Annotated in this window: 25 protein-coding genes; 17 read left to right on the forward strand and 8 right to left on the reverse strand. The window is 43.9% G+C overall.

Translation table 11 applies throughout. The annotated features are described in order from the left end of the window. The first annotated feature begins 83 nt into the window (after positions 1-83). From SNR28_RS01525 to SNR28_RS01550, 6 genes are all read left to right on the forward strand, one after another. Complete coding sequence (locus tag SNR28_RS01525; protein ID WP_375749259.1) at positions 84-1,478, forward strand: sucrose-specific PTS transporter subunit IIBC; 1,395 nt, start codon at positions 84-86, stop codon at positions 1,476-1,478. A gap of 56 nt (positions 1,479-1,534) precedes the next feature. Next, complete coding sequence (locus SNR28_RS01530; RefSeq protein ID WP_375749260.1) at positions 1,535-2,959, forward strand: glycoside hydrolase family 32 protein; 1,425 nt, start codon at positions 1,535-1,537, stop codon at positions 2,957-2,959. A 48-nt stretch (positions 2,960-3,007) separates the two neighbouring features. Continuing rightward, positions 3,008-3,898, forward strand: a complete 891-nt coding sequence (locus SNR28_RS01535) for an SIS domain-containing protein (RefSeq protein WP_375749261.1) — start codon at positions 3,008-3,010, stop codon at positions 3,896-3,898. Positions 3,899-4,274: 376 nt separating this feature from the next. Then, on the forward strand, positions 4,275-4,859 hold the full coding sequence (locus tag SNR28_RS01540; RefSeq protein WP_375749262.1) for an NAD(P)H-dependent oxidoreductase: 585 nt from the start codon (positions 4,275-4,277) through the stop codon (positions 4,857-4,859). 135 nt (positions 4,860-4,994) lie between these two features. Then, positions 4,995-5,651, forward strand: a complete 657-nt coding sequence (locus SNR28_RS01545; RefSeq protein WP_375749263.1) for a DsbA family oxidoreductase — start codon at positions 4,995-4,997, stop codon at positions 5,649-5,651. 136 nt (positions 5,652-5,787) lie between these two features. Further along, the gene (locus SNR28_RS01550; RefSeq protein ID WP_375749264.1) at positions 5,788-6,327 is read left to right on the forward strand and encodes a peroxiredoxin family protein; all 540 of its coding nucleotides are present in this window, start codon (positions 5,788-5,790) and stop codon (positions 6,325-6,327) included. A 79-nt stretch (positions 6,328-6,406) separates the two neighbouring features. On the opposite strand, the gene SNR28_RS01555 is transcribed toward SNR28_RS01550, so the two are convergent. Together SNR28_RS01555 and SNR28_RS01560 are read right to left on the reverse strand one after the other, a co-directional pair. After that, positions 6,407-6,772, reverse strand: a complete 366-nt coding sequence (locus tag SNR28_RS01555; protein ID WP_375749265.1) for a winged helix-turn-helix transcriptional regulator — start codon at positions 6,770-6,772, stop codon at positions 6,407-6,409. A 284-nt stretch (positions 6,773-7,056) separates the two neighbouring features. Then, on the reverse strand, positions 7,057-7,746 hold the full coding sequence (locus SNR28_RS01560; protein WP_375749266.1) for a zinc metallopeptidase: 690 nt from the start codon (positions 7,744-7,746) through the stop codon (positions 7,057-7,059). A 223-nt stretch (positions 7,747-7,969) separates the two neighbouring features. On the opposite strand from SNR28_RS01560, the gene SNR28_RS01565 reads away from it, so the two are divergent. Next, a complete protein-coding gene (locus SNR28_RS01565; protein ID WP_375749267.1) occupies positions 7,970-8,308 on the forward strand; it encodes a cytosolic protein in 339 nt (112 codons plus the stop codon). Positions 8,309-8,379: 71 nt separating this feature from the next. On the opposite strand, the gene SNR28_RS01570 is transcribed toward SNR28_RS01565, so the two are convergent. Continuing rightward, complete coding sequence (locus tag SNR28_RS01570; RefSeq protein ID WP_375749268.1) at positions 8,380-9,939, reverse strand: alpha-glucoside-specific PTS transporter subunit IIBC; 1,560 nt, start codon at positions 9,937-9,939, stop codon at positions 8,380-8,382. 62 nt (positions 9,940-10,001) lie between these two features. Further along, positions 10,002-11,330: a 6-phospho-alpha-glucosidase gene (locus SNR28_RS01575; RefSeq protein ID WP_375749269.1), complete on the reverse strand. Its 1,329-nt coding sequence runs from the start codon at positions 11,328-11,330 to the stop codon at positions 10,002-10,004. A gap of 185 nt (positions 11,331-11,515) precedes the next feature. On the opposite strand from SNR28_RS01575, the gene SNR28_RS01580 reads away from it, so the two are divergent. The 6 genes from SNR28_RS01580 (at position 11,516) to SNR28_RS01605 (ending at position 15,758) form a co-directional block, all read left to right on the forward strand. Then, positions 11,516-12,232: a GntR family transcriptional regulator gene (locus SNR28_RS01580; protein WP_375749270.1), complete on the forward strand. Its 717-nt coding sequence runs from the start codon at positions 11,516-11,518 to the stop codon at positions 12,230-12,232. A 167-nt stretch (positions 12,233-12,399) separates the two neighbouring features. Then, positions 12,400-12,960, forward strand: a complete 561-nt coding sequence (locus SNR28_RS01585) for a sugar O-acetyltransferase (protein WP_375749271.1) — start codon at positions 12,400-12,402, stop codon at positions 12,958-12,960. A gap of 157 nt (positions 12,961-13,117) precedes the next feature. After that, positions 13,118-13,540: a hypothetical protein gene (locus SNR28_RS01590; RefSeq protein WP_375749272.1), complete on the forward strand. Its 423-nt coding sequence runs from the start codon at positions 13,118-13,120 to the stop codon at positions 13,538-13,540. 59 nt (positions 13,541-13,599) lie between these two features. Beyond that, complete coding sequence (locus tag SNR28_RS01595; RefSeq protein WP_375749273.1) at positions 13,600-14,649, forward strand: hypothetical protein; 1,050 nt, start codon at positions 13,600-13,602, stop codon at positions 14,647-14,649. 189 nt (positions 14,650-14,838) lie between these two features. Continuing rightward, the gene (locus SNR28_RS01600) at positions 14,839-15,114 is read left to right on the forward strand and encodes a DUF211 domain-containing protein (RefSeq protein WP_375749274.1); all 276 of its coding nucleotides are present in this window, start codon (positions 14,839-14,841) and stop codon (positions 15,112-15,114) included. A 59-nt stretch (positions 15,115-15,173) separates the two neighbouring features. Next, positions 15,174-15,758 carry a hypothetical protein gene (locus SNR28_RS01605; RefSeq protein WP_375749275.1) on the forward strand — a complete coding sequence of 195 codons (585 nt, stop codon included), beginning with the start codon at positions 15,174-15,176 and terminating at the stop codon, positions 15,756-15,758. Positions 15,759-15,804: 46 nt separating this feature from the next. On the opposite strand, the gene SNR28_RS01610 is transcribed toward SNR28_RS01605, so the two are convergent. The 3 genes from SNR28_RS01610 to SNR28_RS01620 all read right to left on the reverse strand — a co-directional run bounded on the left by SNR28_RS01610 (position 15,805) and on the right by SNR28_RS01620 (position 20,521). After that, on the reverse strand, positions 15,805-16,974 hold the full coding sequence (locus tag SNR28_RS01610) for a sugar efflux transporter (protein WP_375749276.1): 1,170 nt from the start codon (positions 16,972-16,974) through the stop codon (positions 15,805-15,807). Between the two features lie 90 nt (positions 16,975-17,064). Beyond that, positions 17,065-18,033, reverse strand: coding sequence for a LysR family transcriptional regulator (locus SNR28_RS01615; protein WP_375749277.1), 969 nt, complete (start codon positions 18,031-18,033; stop codon positions 17,065-17,067). Between the two features lie 217 nt (positions 18,034-18,250). Beyond that, the gene (locus tag SNR28_RS01620; protein ID WP_375749278.1) at positions 18,251-20,521 is read right to left on the reverse strand and encodes an EAL domain-containing protein; all 2,271 of its coding nucleotides are present in this window, start codon (positions 20,519-20,521) and stop codon (positions 18,251-18,253) included. Between the two features lie 383 nt (positions 20,522-20,904). On the opposite strand from SNR28_RS01620, the gene SNR28_RS01625 reads away from it, so the two are divergent. After that, positions 20,905-22,731 carry an HD domain-containing phosphohydrolase gene (locus SNR28_RS01625; protein WP_375749279.1) on the forward strand — a complete coding sequence of 609 codons (1,827 nt, stop codon included), beginning with the start codon at positions 20,905-20,907 and terminating at the stop codon, positions 22,729-22,731. A gap of 142 nt (positions 22,732-22,873) precedes the next feature. After that, entirely contained in the window at positions 22,874-23,449 is a 576-nt protein-coding gene (locus SNR28_RS01630) for a HupE/UreJ family protein (protein ID WP_375749280.1), read from the forward strand. A 126-nt stretch (positions 23,450-23,575) separates the two neighbouring features. On the opposite strand, the gene SNR28_RS01635 is transcribed toward SNR28_RS01630, so the two are convergent. Then, a complete protein-coding gene (locus tag SNR28_RS01635; RefSeq protein WP_375749281.1) occupies positions 23,576-24,520 on the reverse strand; it encodes a LysR family transcriptional regulator in 945 nt (314 codons plus the stop codon). Between the two features lie 113 nt (positions 24,521-24,633). On the opposite strand from SNR28_RS01635, the gene SNR28_RS01640 reads away from it, so the two are divergent. Together SNR28_RS01640 and SNR28_RS01645 are read left to right on the forward strand one after the other, a co-directional pair. Further along, entirely contained in the window at positions 24,634-25,071 is a 438-nt protein-coding gene (locus SNR28_RS01640) for a DMT family transporter (protein WP_375749282.1), read from the forward strand. Positions 25,072-25,101: 30 nt separating this feature from the next. Continuing rightward, complete coding sequence (locus SNR28_RS01645; RefSeq protein ID WP_375749283.1) at positions 25,102-25,971, forward strand: NAD-dependent epimerase/dehydratase family protein; 870 nt, start codon at positions 25,102-25,104, stop codon at positions 25,969-25,971. Positions 25,972-26,064: the final 93 nt, after the last annotated feature.

The raw sequence follows: 26,064 nt of genomic DNA on the forward strand, positions 1-26,064 counted from the left end.
TGTGATCTGTGTTGGAGTAAAAAGGAAGATCTTGGGCTAATTTAATAAGCAGTTAATCAACAAACATGAAACAGAGGATAACCATGTCATATGCGATGATTGCCGAAGAGTTGGTGGGCTCATTAGGCGGAAAAGATAACATCATCTCTGTTGCACACTGTGCAACGAGATTACGAGTGATGGTGGCTGATGAAAGCAAGATTGATAAAGAAAGCATCGAGGAAACAGATAAAGTAAAAGGTGCTTTCTTTAACAGCGGCCAGTATCAGATTATTTTTGGAACAGGTACGGTAAACCGCGTATTTGAAGCGGTAGAAAGCCTGAATCTTTCTACTTCAAGCAAGTCGGAGATGAAGCAGGTAACAGGAGAGCAGGGTACAGCGCTGCAACGTGCGATTCGTACTTTCAGTGATGTATTTGTTCCTCTTATTCCGGCACTGGTTGCTACGGGTCTGTTTATGGGGCTGCGTGGCCTGATTACTCGTCCGGAAGTACTGGCAGTATTTGGCCTGACTCCAGACGCTATATCAGCAAACTTCATCCTTTATACACAAATCCTAACTGATACAGCATTTATTTTCTTACCAGCGATGGTGGCATGGTCTGCCAGCCGAGTGTTTGGAGGTACGCCCCTTATTGGCTTAGTGCTTGGTCTGATGTTGGTTTCCCCAGCACTACCGAATGCCTGGGCCGTCGGTTTTGGTGAAGCAGAAGCGTTACTCTTCTTTGGCTTCATTCCGGTAGTAGGTTATCAGGGCTCTGTTATCCCGGCATTTATTGCGGGCTGGATGACAGCGAAGCTAGAGCGCCGTATTCGTGCAGTTATGCCTGAAGCGTTTGATCTGGTATTGACCCCATTCCTGACTCTGCTTGTTATGAGTGTGGTATCTCTACTGGTTATCGGTCCTATCTTCCATGCGTTTGAAGTAGCAATGGTTGACGCGACAACTTATCTGCTAGAGCTTCCGTTTGGTCTAAGTGGTCTGTTTATTGGTTTTGTTTGGGACCTGATTGTTGTTACTGGTGTTCACCACGTATTTAACCTTCTTGAAATCCAGCTACTGGCTAACGAAGGCAGTAACGTATTCAACGGACTAATCACTGGTGCGATTTCGGCTCAGGGTGCAGCGTGTCTTGCAGTTGGTATCAAAACTCAGAGCAAGAAGCTAAAAGCACTTTGTTTCCCATCAACAGTATCTGCGTTTCTTGGCATTATCGAACCAGCAATCTTCGGTGTGAACCTGAGATACTACCGCCCATTCGTATTCGCTCTGGTTGGTGGTGCGCTAGGTGGCTTCACAGCACAAATGGTAGGACTGGCAGCAAGCGGCATGGCCGTAACAGTAATCCCGGGCACACTGCTTTACCTTGATGGTCAGCTAATGTCTTACTTCCTGGTACATGCTGTGAGCTGTGGTGTTGCATTCGGTCTGACTTACATGTTTGGTTTCAGCGACAAGATGCTGGAAAAGAAATAACAGGTAAAACAGGCAATTAATAAAAGCCCCTGACTGAAGGGGCTTTGGAGTTTTTGATGAATAAATCGAATATGACAAAAGATCAGCAATATATTAACGATATCCTCGCTATTTCCCTTAATCATGCGTCGAACATGGGGGATGACCACCATCGTCCTCAATGGCACTTCTCTCCGCTTTTTGGCTTACTCAATGACCCAAATGGTCTTGCTTACTTTAATGGTGAATACCACCTGTTTTATCAGTGGAATCCAAAAGCCTGTGCCCATGGTGCAAAGGCGTGGGGACATGCGACCAGTAAAGATATGATTAACTGGACACATCAACCTTTAGCTTTAGCTCCTACTGAAGGCTTTGAAACTCACGGGTGTTACTCAGGTTCTGGCCTGGTTGTTGATGACAAGTTAGAGCTGTTCTACACCGGGAACGTTAAATACGCAGATGGTGGACGGACGGCTTATCAGTGTCGCGCAACTCTTGAAAAAGAGGGGCAGGTGGAGAAGCAAGGTATTGTCCTTGAGCTACCGGAAGGATACAGCGGCCATGTGCGAGATCCGAAGGTATGGAAACATGAAGATTTGTACTACATGGTTCTGGGAGCAGAGGACCTGAATTACAAAGGACAGGTTCTTCTTTATTCATCTGCCGATCTGAATCAGTGGGCATTGGTTGGAGAAGTATTTGGTGATGGTAACAACGGCTACCAGTCTGATGACTTTATGCTTGAATGCCCGGATTTATTCCCGCTAGGAGGTAAGCATGTTCTTGTCTCTTGTCCAAAAAACTGGGTAGATAAAGAGGGCATAAAAACGGAAACCTTCGACGTGACCTACCATGTGGGTAACCTTGATCATTCTAATGCCGGGTTTGAACACGGTGAAGGTACATTGATGGATCATGGTTTTGATTTCTATGCTCCGCAGACAATGGAAGATGAAGAAGGGCGCAGAATCATTTTTGGCTGGATGGGTAAGCCTGATGAGTTTGAAGCTTATCAACCAACCATTGAATCTGGCTGGATTCATCAGATGACCTGTCCGAGAGAGCTGATTCTAAAAGACGACAAAGTTTTACAAAAGCCTGCTAAAGAATTGGAAAATCTGCGTCAGAATTTGCAGGAGTTCCAGGCAGAAACTATCGAACTGGACGGCTTATCAGCAGAGCTCTATCTGCCAGATCTAACCGGTATCTCAATGACGATAGATGTTGCAGATGATTTCCGAATTAGTACTTCGGAAGTTGGTTTAGAAACATGCCGTAAAAACCTTAAAACCGGAGAGTGGGAAATGATTCTATGGGAAGGTGATGTGACTTCTCTACGAGTACTTCGAGACCACTCTTGTGTTGAAGTCTTCATAAACGAAGGTGAAGCTGTTTCGACCTCTCGATTCTTTGGTAAAGCGATCGATAACCAGCAAAAAGCAGGCTTGGTACTTAGCAGCAAGCCTGCTGTGGCCGGTTCTCACTGGCAATTAATTTAAAACAGTATGGCGGCCTCGTGCCGCCATCATGACGAACAGGTACTCTCTATGTATAATGAACCGATTGTTTCACAAGGAATGTTATTGTCTGTGGATGTCAATCAAGTAATACCCAATATACGTATGCGTATGCCTTCGCTAACACGTACCGAACAGTCTATTGCGGAAAGCTTTCTCAAACCTCATTTCCTGCAAAAATCAACGTCAATTAAAGAAGTGGCCGAACGTCTTGGCGTATCAACTGCGTTGATTGTAAAAGTATCAAAAAAGCTGGGTTTTAGTGGGTTTAAGCAGTTAAAAGATGCGTTAAATGCTCATAAAGGCTCTGAAACCTATGCGCCTAGTGAACAGCTTCAACCAGATGACAACTGCGAACAGATAGTGACAAAGGTTCTGCAAAACTCGATTAATGCGCTAACCGAAATCCTGAACTTTGTTGATGCTAAAATGGTGAGTGCAGCAGCAGATGCCATCGTAAAAGGCAAGAACATTGAGTTGTTTGCGGTGGGTGGTTCAACCATCATCTGTGAAGATTTCCAGCATAAGCTATTAAGGTTTGGTATCAGAGCTTCGGTACCAAGAGACAGACACTTAATGTTGATGTCTGCAAGTGTGCTCTCTGAAGAAGACGTAGTGCTGGTGGTTTCTCACTCCGGTCAAACAGTGGATTTGATGGATGCGGTACGCGTGGCAAAGCAGTCTGGCGCAACAATCATCTCGATAACCAATAACTTCCATGCCGAGCTTTCTCAGCTTTCTGACTACCCGCTATATGCCCCGGCATCTCCGGAGCCACTGTTGGGTAAAAACGGCATCGCCCGTTTGGTTAAGCTAGCGATGATAGACAGCTTGTATGTGACGATTGCCAGTAAGATCCCAGACAAAGTTGAAGGCAATTTGGACAAAACAACTAAGGCAGTTGAAACACTGCACCGTTGATAACGGTGCAGTGGGGTAGTTCTTTAGGTATAACGTTATTGGACAAAAATCAGTTACGGAAAACTAAATATTAGCAAATCATAGATAACTACAAATATGGAGGGTCTAGTCGCAAATTAGCAGACTAATCATTTCTTTCCGCTCGCTGTTTTAGCAGTGCTTTCATCCCCTGGAGCTCAGCTCTGAGCTCATTCATCTTCTCCAAATAAAAATAAAAACCTATAAAACAAATAGTTAATTTCAATTTGATTGATATTTTGGGTGGTTACCAAAAGTTAACTAATTGCACTAGAAATGTAGGTAACCATAATAAACCGCAAGAGAGCGAAATCATTGGTCGCTCTGTAAAACAGTCAAACATTGAAGGGTCAATATTATGAGTAACGTTCTAATCATCAACGCACACGAGCCATCACCATTTTCTGAAGGCAAGCTAAATGCTGCTTTGGTCGAGAAAGCTCGAGTCCATTTAGAATCAAAGGGTCACGAAATTCGTGTGGTAACAATGCAGGATGACATTATAGTTGATGAACAACTTGCGAACTTTGAGTGGGCAGACCGAGTCATTCTTCAGTCGCCTGTTAACTGGATGACGATTCCATGGTCTTTCAAGAAATACATGGATGACGTGTTCACGGCTGGTATGGGTGGTGCGCTATGTGCGTTTGATGGCCGAACGCCAGAGGAACCAAAGAAAAATTACGGCACAGGTGGTACTCGTACAAATACAAAATACATGTTCTCTTTCACGTTTAACGCTCCAGAAGAGTCATTTAATGATGGTAGCGAGTATCTATTCCAAGGCCGTGGTGTTGATGACCTGATGTTCCACATGCACGCAAACTTCCGTTTCTTCGGCATGTCTGCCCAGCCAACCTTTGCTTGCTATGACGTCATGAAAAACGCGGACATTGAAAATGACTTTGCTCGCTTTGAAGCGCACCTAGACGCTAATTTCTAAGCAGATAGTTATGAACCATTTCATAAGATTGCCTGGAAACATCTGAGTGAGCGATAATTAAAACCATAGAGAAGAAAACACGACTTAAAGCACGGTTTAACAACAAGATGACAGTGCTTCAAGTAAGGAGTGATTGTGAACAGTACAATTAAACTCGACATCATTAGTGATGTCGTCTGCCCATGGTGCATCATTGGTTACAACCATTTAAAGGCTGCGATTCAACAGCTTGGCATCGAAGATCTTATCGAAATCGAGTGGCAGCCTTTCGAGTTGAATCCTGATATGCCTGCTGAAGGTGAAAATCTTCGTCAACATGTTGCCCGTAAATATGGCAGTACCGCAGAAGAGAGTAAAAGTGCACGTATTCGTATCGCTGACATAGGTGCTGAGCATGGCTTTGAGTTTCACTACTTTGATGACATGAAAATGGTGAACACGCTTGACGCACATGTTCTGCTGGATTACGCCAAAAACATCGGTAAGCAGACTGAACTAAAAGTACGCCTATTTACCGCATTTTTTAGTGAACAGAAAGATGTCTCAGATCGTGAGGTGCTAAAGCAAGAACTTATCTCTGTAGGTCTTGATGCTGAAGAAGGCATGCGTTGGTTAGGTGATGTGCAGCGACGCAGCGCGATACGTAACATGGAGAGTCAATGGCAAAAATTGGGCGTTTCTAGTGTACCAACGGTGATTTTTAACCGTGAATCTGGCGTTTCTGGTGCACACTCGGTTGAGGGTTATAAGCAGATCTTAACTGAGCTGATCGCTAAGGCTGAAGACGAATAGCACACTTCGTTTTTGATTCTTACTGATCAGATGCTGAGTTTCTGAACTAGGTTACTAAAAGTATACTAGTTGCAACTCACCTCATCGTGTCTTACTTTTTAAAAACTTAGTAGTGAGATTAATCCAAGGAGCTGAGATGGCATACTCACAAAAACTCAAAGCGGGTGACACTTTTCCTACACTAGAAGCAACCACATTGGATGGAGAAAAAGTCCGGCTAGGCCAGCCTCAAGGTGACGCAACCTGGCAAGCTGTGTTTGTCTATCGTGGCCAGCATTGTCCGCTTTGCACTAAATATCTCAATGAAATTGAGATTTATAAACAGGCCTTTAGTGATGCGGGCGTCGATATTCTGGCTGTGTCAGGTGATTCGAAACAACAACTAGAGCAGCATCTGGAAAAACTCGATATCAGTTTTCCCATCGCTTATGGTCTAACTGAGCAACAAATGAAGGCGTTGGGGCTTTACGTTTCTCTACCACGCTCTGAAGCGGAGACCGACCATAACTTTGCAGAGCCGGGGTTGTTTGTCGTCAATGAACATGGCAACTTACACGTAGTTGATCTATCCAATAACCCATTTGTAAGACCAGAGCTCGGCGCACTGACCCGAGGTTTAGCATGGATACGTAATCCAGACAACCACTACCCTATCCGTGGCACGCTAGACTACTGAGTCCCCAGCTCGAAATGTATAAAGGCAACCGTATTGGGTTGCCTTATTTCAGAGGAGTGAGTGATGATTGTTGCTCACGCTATCTAAGCTGCACATTGTTACTTTCAGACCATTTTCTCAGCTCATCAAGAATCGTTAGTGCACTGCGCCCAAACTCCGTTAGTTCGTAACTGACTGCCAGTGGCTTTTCATTGAGTACACGACGTATCACCATATTTTCACTTTCTAACTCTTTTAGGCGCTGGTCGACCATCTTCTTACTTGCACCGCCCAACATTCTTGAAAGATCATTAAATCTCACAGGGCCATCTTTCAGGTGGTAGATGATTGAGCCTTTCCATTTTGAACCCAAAATCCTCATACCTTTTTCTATCGCACATGGCTCGGTACAAGCATCGACAACGCTCTTTCGCCCTTTTAGATCAACTTCTACTTTTGCTTTCATACAGCCTCACCAATTAAGAAACTAGGTAGTAGCGGTTTCGCTTAGTATCATGGAACCACAGCTATTTGATTTATGTTCTGCGTTATAGTGCCACTACACATCGGTTGGATTGAGTTTATCGCCAACGGTCATCTAGCGGTATATATTAGTTACCTGAAAGTTGATTACAATTAGTATACTTTTAGTAACCTAGCCATATAAGGTGAGAAACAAGCGTGATAGCTTGCCTTTGGGGCATTTTCGTATTCTACCCTCACCAGAACACCTCTGGCATCAAGCAGGCACTACCGGCGAAGCACCGCGATCCATCGCCCTAAGTTTAACAAGCTGGTTAGCGATGCAGCGACATAGGTCAGCGCCGCCGCCTTGAGAATTTTCTCCGCGTGCTTCAGGTCACCGTCGTGCAGATAGTTACCTTTCTTCAGGATTGGCAGTGCCTTACCATAACTTGCATCGAACTCAACCGGAAGGGTGAATAGGTGCACCAGGGTACCTAGTGCTATTGAAAGAATACCGATCACTATCATTAGAGCGCCCGCCTGTGGCAGGCGAGTTAGCATTAGAACAACAGGAGCTGCCACCAGCATCATGCCGGCAATACGTTCTCCGACCACGGCCGCCTTTACGAGTTTTTGCCGCGCTAAGAACAAGGATTCGCCACGTGAATCCTGAATGGCATGCCCCACTTCATGTGCGGCTACAGTCACTGCGGTAAGGGAGTACCCTGAATAATTGTCTGGTGTTAGACGCACAGCCTTTGCGACTGGATCATAGTGATCACCGATAGTGGTTTCTTCTACCTCGACGTCGCCTAGATCGAATTGGTCCAGCAGGTGGCGCGCAAGTTCCCCACCACTTCCCTGATTACGGTAGCGATCAGCCGGCTGCCTGTACTTTTCCATCACATGCTTGACCCACAGGCCCGGCAGGAATACGAACATCGCGATTATGAGTAATATGACTATCCAGAACATTTAAATCAGTATGAAATGAGCAAGTGGGTGACTAATAAACATTGTACGCATAGAAGTGAAAAGCAGACAAACTTTTAATCAACCAATCATAAGCGACTAAAAAATAATGTCAGGAAATAGAACAGTATTACCGCCTTTAGCAACTAAATCTCTCCTACGCTCTCCTCCTGATAGTGATAGAATCTTCGCATCAGAATTACCGAAAAACTAGGTATTTATAAAAATGTTTATCCATCATGTTAATGGCATCGACTGGCTGGTGATTACAGCTTTTGAAGAACTGAAAACAATGTTCATCGAAGACGCAGGTACGATCCCCTCTTACTTTTCTACCGACAGCGAACTGAGCCTGATTGATCAAGCCAGGCGTGCTTATGGATATTTGCCTGCACTCAGCGGCGTAATCACCGATACAGGCACGTTTCAAAGCCAGGATAATGAAGAAGATTTGAACCCACAGCTCGCCTGCCTGGTTGAGGGTCGAGGTCGGGTGTTTATCTATCACGGTGGCTATGTTGCATTTGTGGATGACGAGCAAACTTTTATCACCCGTTTGGGCTGAAAACTTTTCGGTCAGTTGAAACACTGCACCGCTGATTGCGGTGCAGTATTACTTTTACTTAAGATAAATTTCTAAACTTTTAGTAGTTGGGACATTTCCTCTCTTACCTGAGGAACAGTAAGCCCTACGATAATCTGGAAGCTATCACCGCTGCGTACCATGTTCACCGCACCTTGTTGCTGGAAATATGATGTCGACTGAACTAGCTCCGGCTCTTTCACTTTGATTCTTAATCGTGTTGCACAGTTAGTTAACAGAGCAATGTTTTCCTTTCCGCCAAGACCTTCCATAAATGCTGATGCCTGAGATAAATCGCTTGAAGCAGTTGCTGTCGTGTCGCTAGCTTTTGCCGCTTTGTAATCTGCTTTGGTGTAAAGCTTCGCTTCTGAATCATCACGTCCCGGTGTCATGATGTTGAACTTCAGGATCAGTGTTCTGAACAAGAAAAAGTAAATCGCTGTAAACGACAGGCCAATCACGATTTGAATTAGGTACGTACCAAAATGGTTCGCACCCAGAGGTAGCCAGTTTTGGAACACAAAGTCGATCAGACCAGTCTGGAAGTTACCAGAAACACCCAACATAAACGCCAGTGTCGCCATTGTTGCAGAAAGCAGAGCATGCAGAGCGAACAATGCTGGTGCGATAAACAGGAAGGTGAACTCGATTGGTTCAGTGATGCCAGTAAGAATAGCGGTCAAAGCTGCTCCAAGCACAAGGCCCATAACCATCTTCTTGTTTTCTTTTTTGGCAGCCGAGTACAGCGCTAATGCAATACCAGTACAACCAAATACCTTACCCATACCCGTTAGCATTAAACCACCTTGCGGGAATTGTTCTGTTAGTGGGGCTGAGTTTGCTGCGAACTCCTGCATATGGCTAATCCAATACGCAACAGTACCACCATCAACCGCGACAGGACCAAAGAACACTGGACCATAAACGAAGTGATGCAACCCGGTTGGGATCAGAATTCTCTCAAGGAAAGTAAATAGCCAGACACCAAAAGAGCCAGCGTTGACAAGGAAGGTTTGCAGACCATTGATACCATCCTGAATGCTTGGCCAGATAAAGCACGTCACAATAGCGATAGCAACCATAATAGGGAAGCTGATGATGACAACTAGAGGTGTTCCACCGAAAACCGCTGCCCAGTTTGGAAGTTTTTGCTCAAAATAGCGGTTGTGTACCCACACAGAAATACTTGCAACAAGAATGGCTCCAAGCAGGTTAGTATCCAGTGTTAGTATGCCTCCAACTTCTGTCAGACCACGCTCTCCTGCTACATAATTTACGCCAAAATCTGCTCCCCAAAATTGCAGTATGCCGCCAATGACATAGTTAAAAGTAATGTAGGAAACGAGAGTGGCAAGTACGGCTCTGCCAGAAGCGACTTTTGCAAGTGCAATTGGCAAGCCCACGGCAAAAATAAGCGACATATTTTTAAATACCGCAAGCGATGCCTGAAGCAGAATAGTAGAAACACTATGCCAGGTAGTGCCTGGAGTCGCCCATGGGAACAGGTCTTGGTTGAGGAGCATCACCGTCAGTCCAAGCAGCATACCTGCAGCGGGAAACAGAAGTACCGGGACAAACATCGCGGCTCCAAATCTTTGTATCACGTCTTTCATAAAAACCTCAGCTTTTGGTTTAGTTGTTTTGGCCTGTACAAAGACAGGCCGGATTTTAATTTTTATTTAGAAAATTGAGGTAGATAGGTGCTGTTTTCACTCAGCACCTCATCCACAATGGCAATAGCGGTAGGGACGTTTACCACGGTGCGGTTAAGGGTTAACGCATTGATCAGTTTCTGGCGATCACCCTCATACCAGGCATCCACAACCAGTTTTTCGTAACCCAACTGGCTCTCAATCATTGCCTTTTGGAAGGTTGGTATTTTTCCGACAGCAAACGCTTGAGGGCCGTCGCTAGTCAGAGCACACGGTACTTCAACCATGGCATCATCCTGTAGATTAGAAATAACCCCGTTGTTTGGAACAATGACCAGATAAGTGTCACCCATGTTGTAAGCAAGGGATGCGGCAACGCGAACCATGTAACGTCCATGTATGTCAGCATGCAGAGTTTCATTTGCCGTGGTACCAGCGTCGATAATGCGTTGATTGAGTTCAAATACGCGCTTTTCACGACCATTGATGACCTGACGGGCACGGGTGTTGCTGATGTCTTCTTTCGCCACCATTTTCTCTGGGTAGAGGTAGTATTGAAGATAGGTATTAGGCAGATACTCAGGATTGTCCTGCAGTAACACACGCATGTTCTTGAAAGTCGCCTGCCAAGAAGGGTCGTCGACGATTTCAGGATCTATTGCACTGATCCCTTCATTTAAGATGATGTTTTTGATTTCGTCAGTAAGATCCTGACCTTGTTTGTTCTTGATTTTGGTAAACCAGCCGTAGTGATTCAGACCAAAATACTCCGGCACCAGATCCCAGAACTCACAGCCAAGTATCTGTGCGTAGCTCACCATGATTGCTGCAGGCATATCACAGATATTCAGAATTCGTTTGTCTTCAGGAAACTCTCTATTCAGCGCTTCCGCAACGATAGCTGCTGGATTTGTGTAGTTAAGGATCCAGGCGTCTTTACTATAACTGCGTATTTCGTTAACCAGTTCAATCATGTCCCCAATGGAACGCAATCCATAAGCCATACCGCCAGCACCACAGGTCTCCTGACCAACACAGCCGTATGAAAGTGGAATTTGCTCATCTCGCTCGCGAGCACTTAAACCACCTGTTCGGATCTGAATAAAGAAAAAGTCAGAGTTGGAGAAAGCGATCTCTTTGTCTGTTGTGTAAATAAACTCTTCCACTTCTGGATACTTTTCACGAAGCAGAATTTCAGTCGCTTTAGCGTTTGATTCCTGACGCTCCGCATCAATATCGTAAAAGACCACTCGCTTTAGCGGAAAGGTATCCTTCTCTGCAATTAAACTGTTCATCATGCCTAGTGTGTAAGTGCTGCCAGCACCAACAACGGTCAGGTGTTGTCTTTTCATAATCTCTATAACCTCATCTATTGATGTTTTAAATGTATCTTAAAAGTATCTTTAGTAGAATACATACTAGATACCTGGATCTAGGTTAAGTGATCTAGATCTCTGTGTTATGAAGTTAAAGTATTCTAAATGTATTATTGATCACAGGTTTTGCTATGATACTTTTGACTTTAAAAGGAGCAAAGATGAATAAACCGCGTTACCTTCAGATAGCGGAGCAGCTAATTGATCAGATAAGCAGTGGAGAGCTGGCTGGTGGTTCTATTCTTCCTACCGAGGGAGAATTACAGGAGAGGTTTGGTGTAAGCCGGGTTACCATCAGAAAATCGATGAAGATTCTGGTAGAAAAGGATTTGCTGTATAGAAAGCGGGGCAGTGGTACTTATGTCAAACCGCCAAAGGCGACTCACAATGCTATCCAGCTCAGCGGCTTTGTCGAGGAAGTATCGAAACAGGGTAAAGAACCGAGTTCTAAGATTATTACTTTTGAATTAGTTGAGAGCGATACCATCATTGCCGAGAAGCTGGGAATAATAGAAGGTGACGAGGTCTACTCCATTCGGCGTTTAAGGTTGATTGATGGTGAACCTGAGATCCTTGAACACACTTATATGCCAGTAAATATGTTTCCGGACTTGAGTATTGGCGCAATGCGCAGCTCAAAATATGAGTACATAGAGAAAACCAAGGGTTTAAAAATCCAGCTTTCTCGCCAGTCTGCCAGACCAGAGATACTGGCTAACCCCATCGCTAAAGAGTTGAATGTAGAAGAAGGCTACCCGGTTATTAGGGTGGACTCTACAGGTGAACTGGACGATGGAAGAGTTTTCGAGTATTCCATTCATTACTTCCGACTAAACCAATATAGCTTTGATTATGTCGCATATCGGGCAATGAATTAGGGTTAAACAAGATTGCACCGTTGATACCTGATAGAGCACCTTTTAGAGTCGAGGTTATTTGGAAGCTAGATATTGGTGACCAGTGTTGGTGACTTAAATCACAGAAAAATCGAACGACAATCAGATAATACGCTTTTGCTATTTTTTGTATTTTTAACGGGAAAAAAATGAAAACAGAAAAAGAAAAGATGTTGGCGGGTGAGCCATATCAGGCTTGGGATGATGAACTTTATGCAGAACGAGTAAATTGCCGCAGAGTGATGCAGAAGCTGAACAACAGCCTGCCTGATTCTGATGAGTGGAAACAGGCTATGCAGGAGTTGATGCCAAATGCGGGGGAGGGGCTTTATCTGGAACCTCCTTTTCGATGTGACTATGGCAGCAACATTATTGCCGGGAAGAACTTCTACGCTAACTTTAACTGTGTTGTTCTTGATGTAAATACGGTTGAGATTGGTGATAACGTGCTGTTTGCACCGAATGTGCAGGTTTATACAGCTGGTCACCCTCTTGATGTAAAAGGTCGCGTAGAGGAAGGTGTTGAGTTTGGCCTGCCAATTAAGATTGGTAACAATGTTTGGGTTGGCGGCGGGGCTATCATCTGTCCAGGTGTCACCATTGGTGATAATGCTGTGATTGGTGCTGGTGCTGTGGTAACCAAAGATGTTCCTGCTAATGTTTTGGCGGCAGGAAATCCGTGTCGTGTGATCAGACCGATAGAAAATTAAACAATTTCACTCTGTGATTGTGAGTGTGATTAGTGATAAAATCTACAAATAGCGAGTGAGCATACAGTTCCTCGCTATTTTTTATTAATACCTATAAAACAGCATAAAAATCAACGTCAACAGGCTGATAAGTAACATATAAGATGGATGTTAAATAGTGAAAAAAATTATCAGCTTCGCCTTTGCAATGGTTGCTTTTAACCTACATGCTACCCCGATGATCGATGCCCATATCTATGAACAAGCTAAGCAGACTGAAGAGTTAAACTGTGAGAGCTGCGCTGAAGTTGCTTCTGCAATCTTATCAATGCATGAGAGGCTTTGCGGCGTTGCTCTTGATGAAAGCAGCTACATAGAGGTTAAAAATAGCCATATCTACGATTATGCGCTGAAGGAAGTCAGCGTACTTTCCGAGGATAAACAACAAGAAACCTTTATTCTGGCACTACAGAAAGGTGCAAACTGTGTCGATGAGTTGAACTGGGAAGAAAGAACCGCTTTTTACTACAAAAGGCTTTCCCGAGCTAACAAAAAACCGAAGCGTTCACTGTTGTTTTGGCATGATGACGAAGGTGAGTAAAGCATTTTAGTACTTAACATCAAGCTGTTATTTACATCATTCAATCGAGAACAAAGAGTATGAAGACGTTGCTCTATTCGCTACCGGCATTACTGGTGAGCTTGACGGCCACTGCCGAATGGCAAAATCCGGTAGACCGTTACAAGAACGAATACAAAAATCATCAATCCGCTACCTGCCCAATCCCCGATGACGGGATTCAGCACTTTGTTTACTTTGCTATAGATCGTGACTCCATCCATGACCACCCGTTATTAACTCACAATCGGTTTTCAGGTGCGCAAATTATGTACCCCTGGGCAAAACTTGAGCCCAGAAAAGGAGAATATGATTTTTCACTGGTAAGGGAAGATTACAATTACCTGAAGTCTCATGGCAAAAAACTGTTTATTCAGCTTCAGGATGCGACCTTCTTTGCACAGAACAAAGGTGTGCCTGACTATCTGTTTTCAGATGAGTTTGATGGTGGTGCGATTCGCCAGCTGACCGATGAAGGTGAGCCAGAAGGATGGGTTGCGAAACGCTGGAACGAAAAGGTCAGGGAACGCTTTGCTCTTCTGATACAAGCTCTGGGACAGGAGTTTGATGGTCGAATCGAAGGAATCAACTTACAGGAAACTGCGATTGGTGTTTCAAAGAAAAACGATCCGAGCTTTAGTGAAGAGAAATACCTGACTGGGTTGAAGGCAAACATGCGAGTTTTGAAGCGCGCTTTTCCAAATTCAACGGCAATGCAGTATGCGAACTTTGTAAATGGTGAGTGGTTGCCCTGGGAAGACAAAGGCTACCTAAAGAGCCTGTATCAGTATGGTGAGGAGATTGGTGTTGCAATGGGGGCTCCGGATCTCATGATGCGTCGTCGGGGTCAACTTAATCACGCACTTGCGATGATGCACGAGAATGAGTTCACCGTTCCTTTAGGCATCGCTGTTCAGGATGGTAACTATATAGGAAAAACGGGAACAACCTCGGTGGTTGAAAGTCGCGATAACATTGTTCCTATGTTGCACTCTTTTGCTAAAGCGTTTTTAGGTGTCGATTATATGTTTTGGGTTAATCAGGAACCTTACTTCGAGCAGGATGTACTGTCTTGTTTCAATAAGAAATAGCTAGGGTCAACAGACCCTAATCAAGGAACTGTGCCTTAGCAAACAAAAATAGAAAGTAACTCAGGCTTGTCCATCAAAAAGTTCACTATACTGATCAATGTAATTCCTGAAGATGTTCCATTTCTTATCATAAGCTTAGGTTAGCGCAACACGCGCTGACCTAATTCATGGAAGCAAGAAGGTGTTTGTATGGTATTAGTCAAACATTTGATACTGGATGTCCTTAAGCCTCATCAGCCCACAGCTATAGAGTTTTGCTGCAAACTTGCGGAGGTTGGTGATGATTATGCGGTGAGTTTATCTGTACTTGAAGTTGACCAGGAGACAGAGACTGTCGAAGTCTCGATAGAAGGGAATAATCTCGACTTCGAAGCAATACAGGATGCGATTACTCAAATGAGTAGCTCGCTGCACAGCGTTGACGTTGTGGAAGTGCGAAACGAAAACCCTGATATTGGGACTTAATCACTCACTTAAATACGCGCAGTTAGATTTAATTACTCGCAGTTAGATAAGGAGTGAACTTGCTGCAACCTTTTCATCAAATCCGTTTTTATCTGCAAATCACCAACTCTCAGGGGATCATGCGGAGGTATTTTGTCGTTAACGGCTTTGACGGTGCGCTTACCATGTTAGGCATTATTATCGGTTTTCTCTTTAGCCCACCTGCAAACATGAATGTCATTATTAATGCTTGTATGGGGGCGACGATAGCCCTTGCAGTAAGTGGTACCAGCAGTGCATACGTAAGTGAACAGGCAGAACTCCGTTTAACACTGACCAAGTTACAGGGAGCAATGCTAACCAAACTGAATAAAGGTGCTCATGCTGAAGCTGCTCGCTGGGTGCCTGTATTAATTGCTTTAGTAAATGGCTCTGCACCACTAATGATATCTTTACTGATCATCAGCCCGTTGTGGCTGTCCAGTCAGGGTGTCAGCCTGTTTATTCCGCCACTTCAGGTTGCAGTGCTGGTGGCCACCCTGATTATCTTTTTGTTAGGTGTTTTTCTTGGTCGACTATCTGGGGAAACCTGGATAAAAAGCGGCTTTAAAACTCTTATAATAGCCGCGCTTACTATGTCTTTGATTTATCTTTTCACAAGCTGAAATGACGTATCTTAACCAACAACAGATAACACAGGTTTTTGCGCACCTAATCCAGCGCCCGTGTATTTAAGAAGTAAAGCATAAGAAGCAGTGCGCAACCTGCACCAGTGAGACAGAAGAAGAATGCACTGTGATAGCTGAAGTATTCTCCCGCAATACCTATAGACATACTGGCTACTAACATACTTACCTGAAGCATGTTGGTGAACAACGTAGAAGCGAAACCGAGTCGGTCTCTCATCAGGTTCTGTAATACCACCATGCCCAACGTGGCACTTAAACCAATAAAAATACCATTTAATAGCTGAGCAGCCGCAAGCACCCAAAACTCGGTTGCACTGAGGACGACGATATAGAATAAGCTGGCGAAACCTAGCCCTATAGAAAGCATTTTTGCAGCACCGTATCTGGCTGCCAGTGTTCCGGCATTCATCATGACTGGGATCTCGCACAAGGCCGCAATACCAAACAGGAAGCCTAATTTGCTTGCGTCTATCATTAACTCCTGAGAGAGATAAAGTGGCATGCTATTGATATAAAGTTGGTTTGCGGAAAACATCATAACCAGTGTCACGCAGTACAATAAGATATTGCGATCAAGCTTGTTGTTCGTGTCCTTAGCTTCCATTTGAGAGGAGGATGCTTTAGCCGACTCGCCATTTGGGATAAACAGAGCCACGATGGTCATGCAAATGGAAGTCATTGCTGCGGATGTCAAAAAAGAAACGCCAAAGCCGAAGTTACCTTTAAGGATAAAAGCGATAGGTGGCCCAAACACCCAGGCTATTGCAATGCCCGCTCTCATGGTCGCAACAAATGAAGTACTGTTCTTTAAGTGTTTATCACCATACTCTCTGCCCAGAGCAAATAACTGACCAGAAGCGGCACCACTAACGCTGCCAAAAATGACCGCTATGGTAACAGCAATGTAATACTCACGTATCCATGAAAAACTGCTAACGGTGATCAGATAGCATCCAAATGCGGTTAATAAAATCTTCTTTCTCGGCCAGCCTTTGTCAGAACGGTTAGCAATAATTTGAGAGACAACGACAGAACTGCAAACTGCCAGAGCCATATACAAACTCAGCATCGCTGGCTTTGCGCCAAGTGCTTCAATGATAAAAAGGCTGGACAGGGGATAGAAAAAGGAACTGGAAGCTCCAGAAAGAAACGCTGTAAAGATAAATAGCAGCGCAGTTTTGTCTCTGTACACAATACTCACCAAAAAAGCCGGAAATCTCCGGCCGAATAAAAAGAACGCATAGTGTACAGATATCCTTCAGGATTTGAAGGAAGGATTCGCTTACTTAGCCCACTCTTTACGTGTTGGTTCACCGTACATATTTTCAAATCCTGGGATGTTCTTTTCCCACACCGGAATATCTTCCCCGATATGTTTGCGAACTGCCTCTAGGAACAGTCTGGTACGAACAGGCATATCTCGGTGCGGATAAACAGCATAAAGCGGGTTAAACTCTGGAAGCTTTAAATCGGTAAGAATAGGAACCAGCTTTCCTGACGTAATTTCATCAGTGATGTGCGAGGCCATGTTAAGGCAGAATATCTCGCCATTAAGGGCTTTGTTCATAACAAGGCTGATATCGTTACTATAGAAAACAAAGTTCATTGGTTCACTCTGAACCTGATTGTTCTCATCCACATAGGTGAGTGATTTTGACCTGAAGTTATCTGCGGCATAACCTCCAGCAGGAAGTTTCTTTAAATCTTCTATCGACTTAGGTTCTCCGTATTTCTTCAGGAACGATGGCGAGGCTAACAAAATTGGTCGATTTCTGGCAACTTTACGTGCAACAAGTGATGAGTCCTGTAAATCACCAGAGCGAAAAGCAATGTCGAAACCTTCCCCTACGATATCAACGATTCTGTTGTCGGCCCTGAGCTCAATAACAATTTCAGGGTATTCTCTCTGGAAGTCGTCAATGATGCTGCTCAAGACAGAACGCGCTACTGACGTGACGGTCGTGACTTTGAGCAACCCTTTTGGCGCTTCGTGAAAGTTATGTGCCGCTTCTATTGTCTGTCGGAGGTTTTCGCGAAGTACTTCCGCTCTTCTTCTTACTTCCTCACCAGCAGAGGTGAGTGAAAAAGATCGAGTTGTTCGATTCATCAATCTTACATCTAGCTCTTCTTCTAACTTAGCAACCTGCTTGGACACAACAGAGCGATCCATAAGCCTTAACTCAGCCGCTTTTGCGTAAGAACCTCGTTCAACAACATCAAGAAACAATAACAAACGACTCGTAAGATCCACAGTATTACTCCTGGCATTAGGCTATATAGCACAAGTAGTTTTCGCTATTTGTACATCAAAGAATGAACGCTCATATTGATTAAGCGAATGACATTCGGTCACGCAGAATGATATATGGGCTAAAGCATGGAACTTAAACCCTAACATTCAGAATGTTGATGGAAGAACTATCTCAACTCCCTATTTGAAGGTAGTTAGTTGCTTAGCTGGCAAACGCTTACTCTTTTGTTTTCATCCACTCAATAAACTGTTTTTCGGGCATCGGTTTAGCAAAGTGGTAGCCCTGCATTGAGTTGATTTTTTTCTGCTTGAAATAGTCGACCTGTTCCTGAATTTCAACACCTTCTGCAACCACCTTATACTTCATATGGTTTGCGAGGGCGATAATGGTATCAACGATACCTGTTCCCACTTTTTTCTGGAGCATATTGTCGACGAAGCTCTTGTCTATCTTGAGCTCGTCAATTGGAAAAGTTTGTAAGTAAGCCAGTGACGAGTAGCCAGTACCAAAGTCATCAATGGAGAGGTCAAAGCCTAACGATTTCAACGAAGTCATTTGTTTTTCTACCGAACTGATATCTTCGATCAGCATACTCTCTGTTAGCTCAAGCGTTATCTGCTGAGGAAGGACTTTTTGCTTGCTAAACAACTGACGCAGTTCGCAAACAAAAGCCGTGTTCTTAAACTGTTCTGCACTTACATTGATCGAGAGTTTGAATTTAGGATTAAGCTCGACCTGACTACTGAGTTTGTTGAGTAGCTGGCAAGTATCTTCAACCACGATCTTCTGTAGTCCATCGATAATGCCGACTTCTTCAGCAATCGCAATAAACTCAACAGGGGATACTGGCCCTTTTGCTGGATGGAACCAGCGTACCAGCGCTTCTGCGCCGATGATGTCGCCATTTATGGAGACTTTAGGCTGAAAATGGGTCTCTATTTCCCGGTTTTTAATTGCACTCTCCAGATCACTTTCGAGCTCAATTCTTCTTTTTAACGACTCATGTAATCTTGGATCGAAGAAGCAAATACGTTGTTCACTGTTTCTCTTCGCTGAATACATGGCAGTATCAGCCCGCATTAATACTTCGTCGGCATGAGTTTCTTCCGAACCAATCAGTGTAATCCCGATGCTTGCTTCAATCTGTAAGTCTCGGTTGCCAACGTTGAAGGGCAAATCCAGTGTATTTAGGATCTCTTGCGCCATATTGGTTGCAAGTAATGAAATCTCTTCTTCATCGTCTGAATGCTGAGACATGAGAATGACAAACTCATCTCCCCCAATTCTGCAAACTGTCTCGGTTGTTGAGGGTTGTGAGCTGAGTCGTTGGCCAACCTCAGTCAGTAAGATATCGCCAACAGAGTGGCCCATAGAATCATTGATACTCTTAAAGTTATCAAAATCCAGATAAAGCAGTGCACCAACTAGTTGGTTATCAGCTTTTGCGTTCATCACGTTTTGAAGCTTTTCTAATAGAAAACGTCGATTGGGTAAGCCTGTAAGAGGGTCTTTGTAGGCCAGATTCTTAATTTCTGTTTCTGCCTTTATGCGTGCGGTGATATCGCGAGCCATCCACAGCACATAAGATTTTGAATCCTGACCTGAAATATACTCTTGTACTGGAGTCACACGGCTTTCAAAATATCGGACAGAGTCGTCGGTTGCTATCTCGTACTCAAAAATATGCATTTGGTTATATTGCAGTGTTCGAGTAATCGCATCCTGAACGGTCAGATACTCTGAGTATTTCTTATTTTTTGTTTTAAGGTTGCCACAGGTTGTGCCTGAAGGAACGAGATGCCATTGGCTATGAGAACCGTATGAATCTATATAGTTAGCGTGCTCATCGTAGATAAGGGCAAGGTCGGGTAATACTCTGGTAATTGCCTGTACTTTCTCCAGACTGTATTTCAGTTGAGAGTGTAATTCTCTTTCCCGTTTAAATGCGCGATCCTTCTCAATGGCCAGCCCGGTCAAATGAGTAAATCGGTCGATGACCTTCAGCTCGGCATCGCTGGGTGTCCGAGGAATACTATAATAAACCGCGAATGTTCCTAGCACTTCATCGTCGCTGGATATGATGGGAGTTGACCAGCAAGCTTTGAGGTTGAAGCCCTCTACCAACTCCTGATAATTACTCCAGTTACCATCTGTTGTTGTGTCTGATGCGATGTAGCGCCTTTTACAAAAGGCGGCGGTACCACAAGAACCAACATTAGCACCTATTTTGATACCGTCGATCAGTCTTACATATTCTCTGGGTAAACTTGGTGCGGCTCCATCTCGGAGTTGAACGCCCTCTAACAGTAATACGGAGCTTTTGGCTTCAGATGTCGAGAAAATGTCTTCAATACCAAGGCATATTTGATGCAAGGTTTCTTTAAGGTTTGAACCCAAAGCTATTTTTGCGATGACGTCTTGTTGAATCTCAATTAACTCAGTTAAGGATTGATTTGATTCAAAAATATCACTTTTAAGTTGGTGCATCAGCATTACCGATAATTATGTTTGGTTTGTAACAATTTACCCTTGAGATTTAACTCGTTGTTTACGCTTGCAAGATTAACTTTAGCTTAGTTCTCACGACTGTTTTCGTCCAGTTCATCAGGGAGCCGTTAGCTGGGTGATGCTATCTGACTGGTTTATAAGGTTTTGCTTATTAAGCTTGTTAGTGTTTTAGGGATAATTACTGTGTCGACCAAGAGCGGGAAAAGTTGAGAACAGATTGGTGCTACTTATCACATATCTAAATAATATGTTAATGAAATAGAGCTAAAACGTTAATAGTGGTTGAGGTCGTCATTGTTGTCGTACTAAATTATTAAGTGAATTCAACGCAAAAAAATATATAAAAAAACACAAGGCTAGCTATGAGTTCTTCAACGTCAATTCTGATCCATGCAGGGGATCTTCGCTGGGATCAGCTAAAACCAATCATACTCAGAAAATTTGTTAAGGCGCTGGTTCCATTGGCGATCATTAATATCATTGCTGCGTTCATTGCATTCAGTTTGTATGGGCGCTTTCTCGATAGAGAGGAGCAAGGTCAGGTCGAACGAGCTCTCCTTTCTGGGGAGTCTTTGATTCAGAGAGATATGAACCACATTATCTCAAGTCTCAGTTATATCCATTCAAGCCGGGCAATGCAGAATTTCGCTGAACATGGCTTTCAACATGCACAACAAGATGTTGAATACGCGCTGTATAACCTGATGGATACTCGGGGAATTTATGATCAGGCCAGGTTGCTTGATAAAAATGGGCAAGAGTTAGTGCGAGTAGAGCAGGGTGAAGATCACCCGATCATAGTAGAAGCCCCCTATCTACAGGACAAAGCATTACGCTATTACTTTATTGAGGGTTCGAAACTTCCACCTGATTTGGTTTACATGTCTCCCATGGATCTCAACGTAGAAAATGGTGTGATTGAATCTCCTGTTAAACCCATGCTTCGCTTTACTCGCTCTCTGTATGATTCAAGTGGAGAGTTCCAGGGGCTGATCGTGCTGAACTATCGTGGCAGTGAGGTTTTAACTCAGTTCGATCAGCTGATGAGAAGTGTTCCCGGAGAGGGCATGTTGGTAAACCGAGAGGGGTACTGGTTCTTTAACGATGATCACTCGTTAGAGTGGGGCTTTGTTTTAGAGCATGGACAAAGCTTTGCGCGGCAGAAGCCTGAGGTCTGGTCACAAATGGAAAACCAGCAATATGGTGAATTACGTGAAGGGGATACGGTATACACATATCAGTCGATTAACTTGTTTCCAAAACAGAATAGCGCATTACTTGCAGAAAAAAGCGTGATGGAAAATCAGTGGAAGATCATTATTTCCAGAAAAGACCACAGTGCTATTAATCTGATTTTCGAAACGTTATCGCATAGTTACCCCCTCCTGATTATTTATCCGATTCTTTTGCTTTTGATTTGGTCATGGGCAAGAGCTTCTTCTGCTCATGAACTGGCTGAGAAGAACATACTTGAGCTTAACAGAACGCTGGAAAACAAAGTAAAACGCCGTACTCGAGAGCTGCAACTTACGAAAGATGTGACGATTCTGAGTATGGCGACGCTTGCAGAGACCCGTGATGATGAAACGGGCATGCATATCAAGAGGACCCAGCTTTACGTAAAACGACTGGCGGAAGAACTTCAGAAGCAGCCAAAATTCAGGCCACACCTTACTGATCAAACCGTTGAACTTATTTGTAAGTCGGCACCTCTGCATGACATCGGAAAGGTAGGTATTCCTGATGCCATCTTATTGAAGCCAGATAAACTGACTTCCGATGAGTTTGAAATTATGAAGCAACACACCACTCTTGGTGTTAACGCGTTTAAAGAGTCGATAAACATGATGCAATCGGAGCTTCCGGGTTCGCATGCGCAAGAGTTTTTACTTTTAGCCAAACAGATAATCCATTACCACCATGAAAAGTGGGATGGCACGGGGTACCCGGAAGGCTTGCAAGGTGAGTCGATCCCTTTGCCTGCAAGAATTATGGCGGTAGCGGATGTTTTTGACGCACTTTCATGTCAGCGAGTCTACAAAGATGCTTTTGGACGTGAAGCGACGTTTAAGATCATGGAAGAGAGCTGCGGTTCTCACTTTGATCCTGAAATCTATCGGGTGTTTGAACAAATCAGAGATGAATTTTGGGAAATACGAAATGAGTTATCGGATGAGCAACAAGCTTAGGCTAATGAGCAACTCTAACTATTTTTGACTAGATAGCGGCTGCTTAAAATATTATGCCTATCACTGATTAATTCTATGAACCGTAATACTATAAGCATCCTTTCTGGATTGTTAATATCTTGTATAAAAAAGAGAAAAAATAATGATAAATAAAAAACTCCTGATTTTGTTGTCTGTACTTTCTTTCCCTGCATTTGCCCATGAAAGCGCTGGAGGTAATGGTTTTTACTCTGGTTTAGTCCACCCTATATTCGGATTGGATCACCTGCTTGCAATGGTTAGTATCGGTATCCTAAGTGCGCAGTTAGGAGGTAAATCAATTTGGCAATTACCTCTGACGTTTGTTCTTGTGATGGCGCTGGGTGGAGTGTTCGGCATGCTACAACTTCCGATGTTGCCAGTAGAGATAGGTATTGCACTTTCTGTATTGGTGTTAGGAGCAGGAATCGCACTGGATCGTAAGCTTTCGCCAGTTATCGCAATGGCATTTGCTGCTTTGTTTGCAGTGTTCCATGGTTACGCTCACGGGCTTGAAATGCCAACAATGGCGACTCCGGCTAGTTACGTTGCCGGATTTATTATTGGTACTGCATCAATTCATATTATCGGCGTATTTGTTGGCGTGTTCTCCACGCAGCACGATATACGTCGAAAAGTACTGAGAGCGATGGGTGCGGGTATTATGTTCAGTGGTGTGTACTTCTTAGTAGGCGCATAACATAATTTAACAAACGGCATCGAAAGATGCCGTTTTAGTGTGAAAGCTTCTTTACTTCTTTACTTCTTTACTTCTTTACTTCTTTACTTCCTTATCTTTTTTATCGTCAACCTTTTCTTAACCAGACTAAAACGTCAGTGATTTGCAGCGTGATATTATCAGCTCTTTCAACCATGAATGTGCTAAGTCTTTGCTTCTGTTCTCATGCCAGAAAAGCGTATAGGACAATGGCGGGATGCTGAAGGGCAATGGCATTGTTTTCAACCCAAATCTTTTTGCGACGTGTTGAGCGAGGCGGCTTGGAACGGTAAGCATCAGATTGGTGTGACAACATAGCTCCGCTGCACTGTTAAAGTCGGGAACATAGATAGCGACATCGCGTTTTAGCCCCTTGTCACCTAACTTAAAATCCAATAGCCAGCGTTCATTCTTGTAATACTTGGTCACTATGTGCCTGCTTGCTAAATAGGCATCCAGATTCCAGCTTTTTTCTGGCAGAGCATGCGCAGGGTTGACGATACAACATAGTTCATCCTGAAAAAGTTCGTGTGAAACGATACCTTTCGGTGGGTGCAGTGTCATTTCGGAATCCTTTGGATGCAGATCTTTACCCGTAATCGCGAAGTCCAGTGTCCCTCTGTGTAACTGGTCAAAAGTATCATAATCCCAGTTACTGTTATCTATTGTAATTCCGGGTGCCTGAGCCAGAGCATCACCAATAAAGCTGGGAAAAATTAACGGATAGATACTTTCAACGACGGCCATTCGAAAGGAACGGGTACTGTGTTTAGGCTCAAACTTGCTTGGGGAAGTTAGTTTCTCAACATTAAATAGCAAGTTAACCAGTTCTGGTTGAATTTGTTTGGCTCTAACGGTGGGTTCCATGCCATAGCCTGAGCGTTCAAGTAATGGATCGTCAAAGAGTTCCCGCAGTCTTGCAAGGCTCTTACTGATCGCTGATTGGCTTAAGTTGAGTTGTTCCGCCGCTTTACTAACACTGTTGTGTTCAAGCAAAACATGTAGGCACACTAACAAGTTAAGGTCGATTCTGGACAACTTATCTAAGGACATTCCGAATATTCTCAATAGGAATAGATGTAATGAATATAAACCATTTTAATTCATAACTCGATTGTCTTAATCTCACACCTACAGATTGAAACTGAAAGTGTCGGAGAAAGAGTATGTTTGAGCTGATATTCACAATAGCAATTGGCCTTCTGGGCGGTGTCGCAGTTGGTACTCAAACACCTATTGCAGGCGCTATGTCCCAACGAGTGGGTGGCGCAGCCAGCAGTGTAATCGTTCACTTCGGAGGCTTAGTAGCGTCGTTGATATTACTGATCTCCAGACGAGGGGAAGACATTGCTCAATGGCGAGAGCTGCCTTGGTATATGTTGTGTAGTGGTGGCTTTGGCCTGATTCTTTTCCTTACTGTTAGCCATACCATTCCGAAATTAGGTGCGGTATCTGCCGTGACATTAATCATTGTCGGTCAGCTTTTAGCCGGTGTCGTTATCGATTATCTGGGTGCTTTTGGTACTATCCCAAGAGATTTAGAGATGAATCGCATGATAGGGATCGCACTATTGTTTGTCGGTGCTTATCTGGTTATTCGATAACTAGTTTGGAAGTTTTATAACTGTCTGATTATGAATATTTTAGTTACAGGATCTGCTGGGCGAATAGGCCGCAATATTTATATCCATCTTATGCGAGAGCATCAGGTTACAGGTGTGGATCTCATGCCCTGCTCGACGGCTGATTATGTTGGCGATATCAGAGATAAGGAACTCATTAGGAGTGCGCTCAAGGATGTAGATGTTGTGGTGCATGCTGCAGCACTGCATGCTCCCCATATCGGTATGCGCTCAGAGGAAGAGTTTAATAGCATTAATGTTGATGCGACCGAGCAGTTGATTACCTTGTGTATCGATCAGGGAATCTCTCAGTTTGTATTTACCAGTACTACAGCGCTATATGGTTATGCTTCAACACCTAAAGGGAAAGCTGGGTGGATTACCGAAAAAGTTAAACCGCAGCCGAAAACTATCTATCACAAAACAAAAATTCAGGCTGAAAACAGGTTAGAGAGCATTTCGAAAGAGTCTGGTTTACCTGTTTCCGTACTTCAGATATCACGTTGTTTTCCGGAACCCGCGGATATGATGGCTGTTTATAGGCTCACTCGTGGGATTGACGCGAGAGATGTGGCTGCTGCGCACGCTCGTGCGATTGAAGTGCGTCCACAAGGTTTTTCCCGTTATATCATCTCGGGAGAGACGTCATTTGACATAGACGATACCGTACAACTCTATAGCAATGCGGGCGACGTTATTACTAAGCGAGCCCCTGAGCTGGCGCACGAATTTACTGCCAGAGGTTGGTGTTTACCGAGTCGCTTGGATCGTGTTTACGACTCTTCTTTGGCTCAAAAAGAGTTAGGTTGGAAGCCTAAATATGGATACGAAGGTGTCTTAAATATGCTTGATGAGGGAATAGCGGAGGTTTTACCGATTTAAGCTGTGTTTTTTGTACTTCATATAAAAATAGGGGCTCTTATTCGCGTGGTATCAGGCTCAATCACGCGGGTAAGAGCCTATTTACTTAAAAGT

It is taken from the genome of Vibrio iocasae (assembly GCF_042245395.1).
GTDB classification, from domain to species: domain Bacteria; phylum Pseudomonadota; class Gammaproteobacteria; order Enterobacterales; family Vibrionaceae; genus Vibrio; species Vibrio iocasae.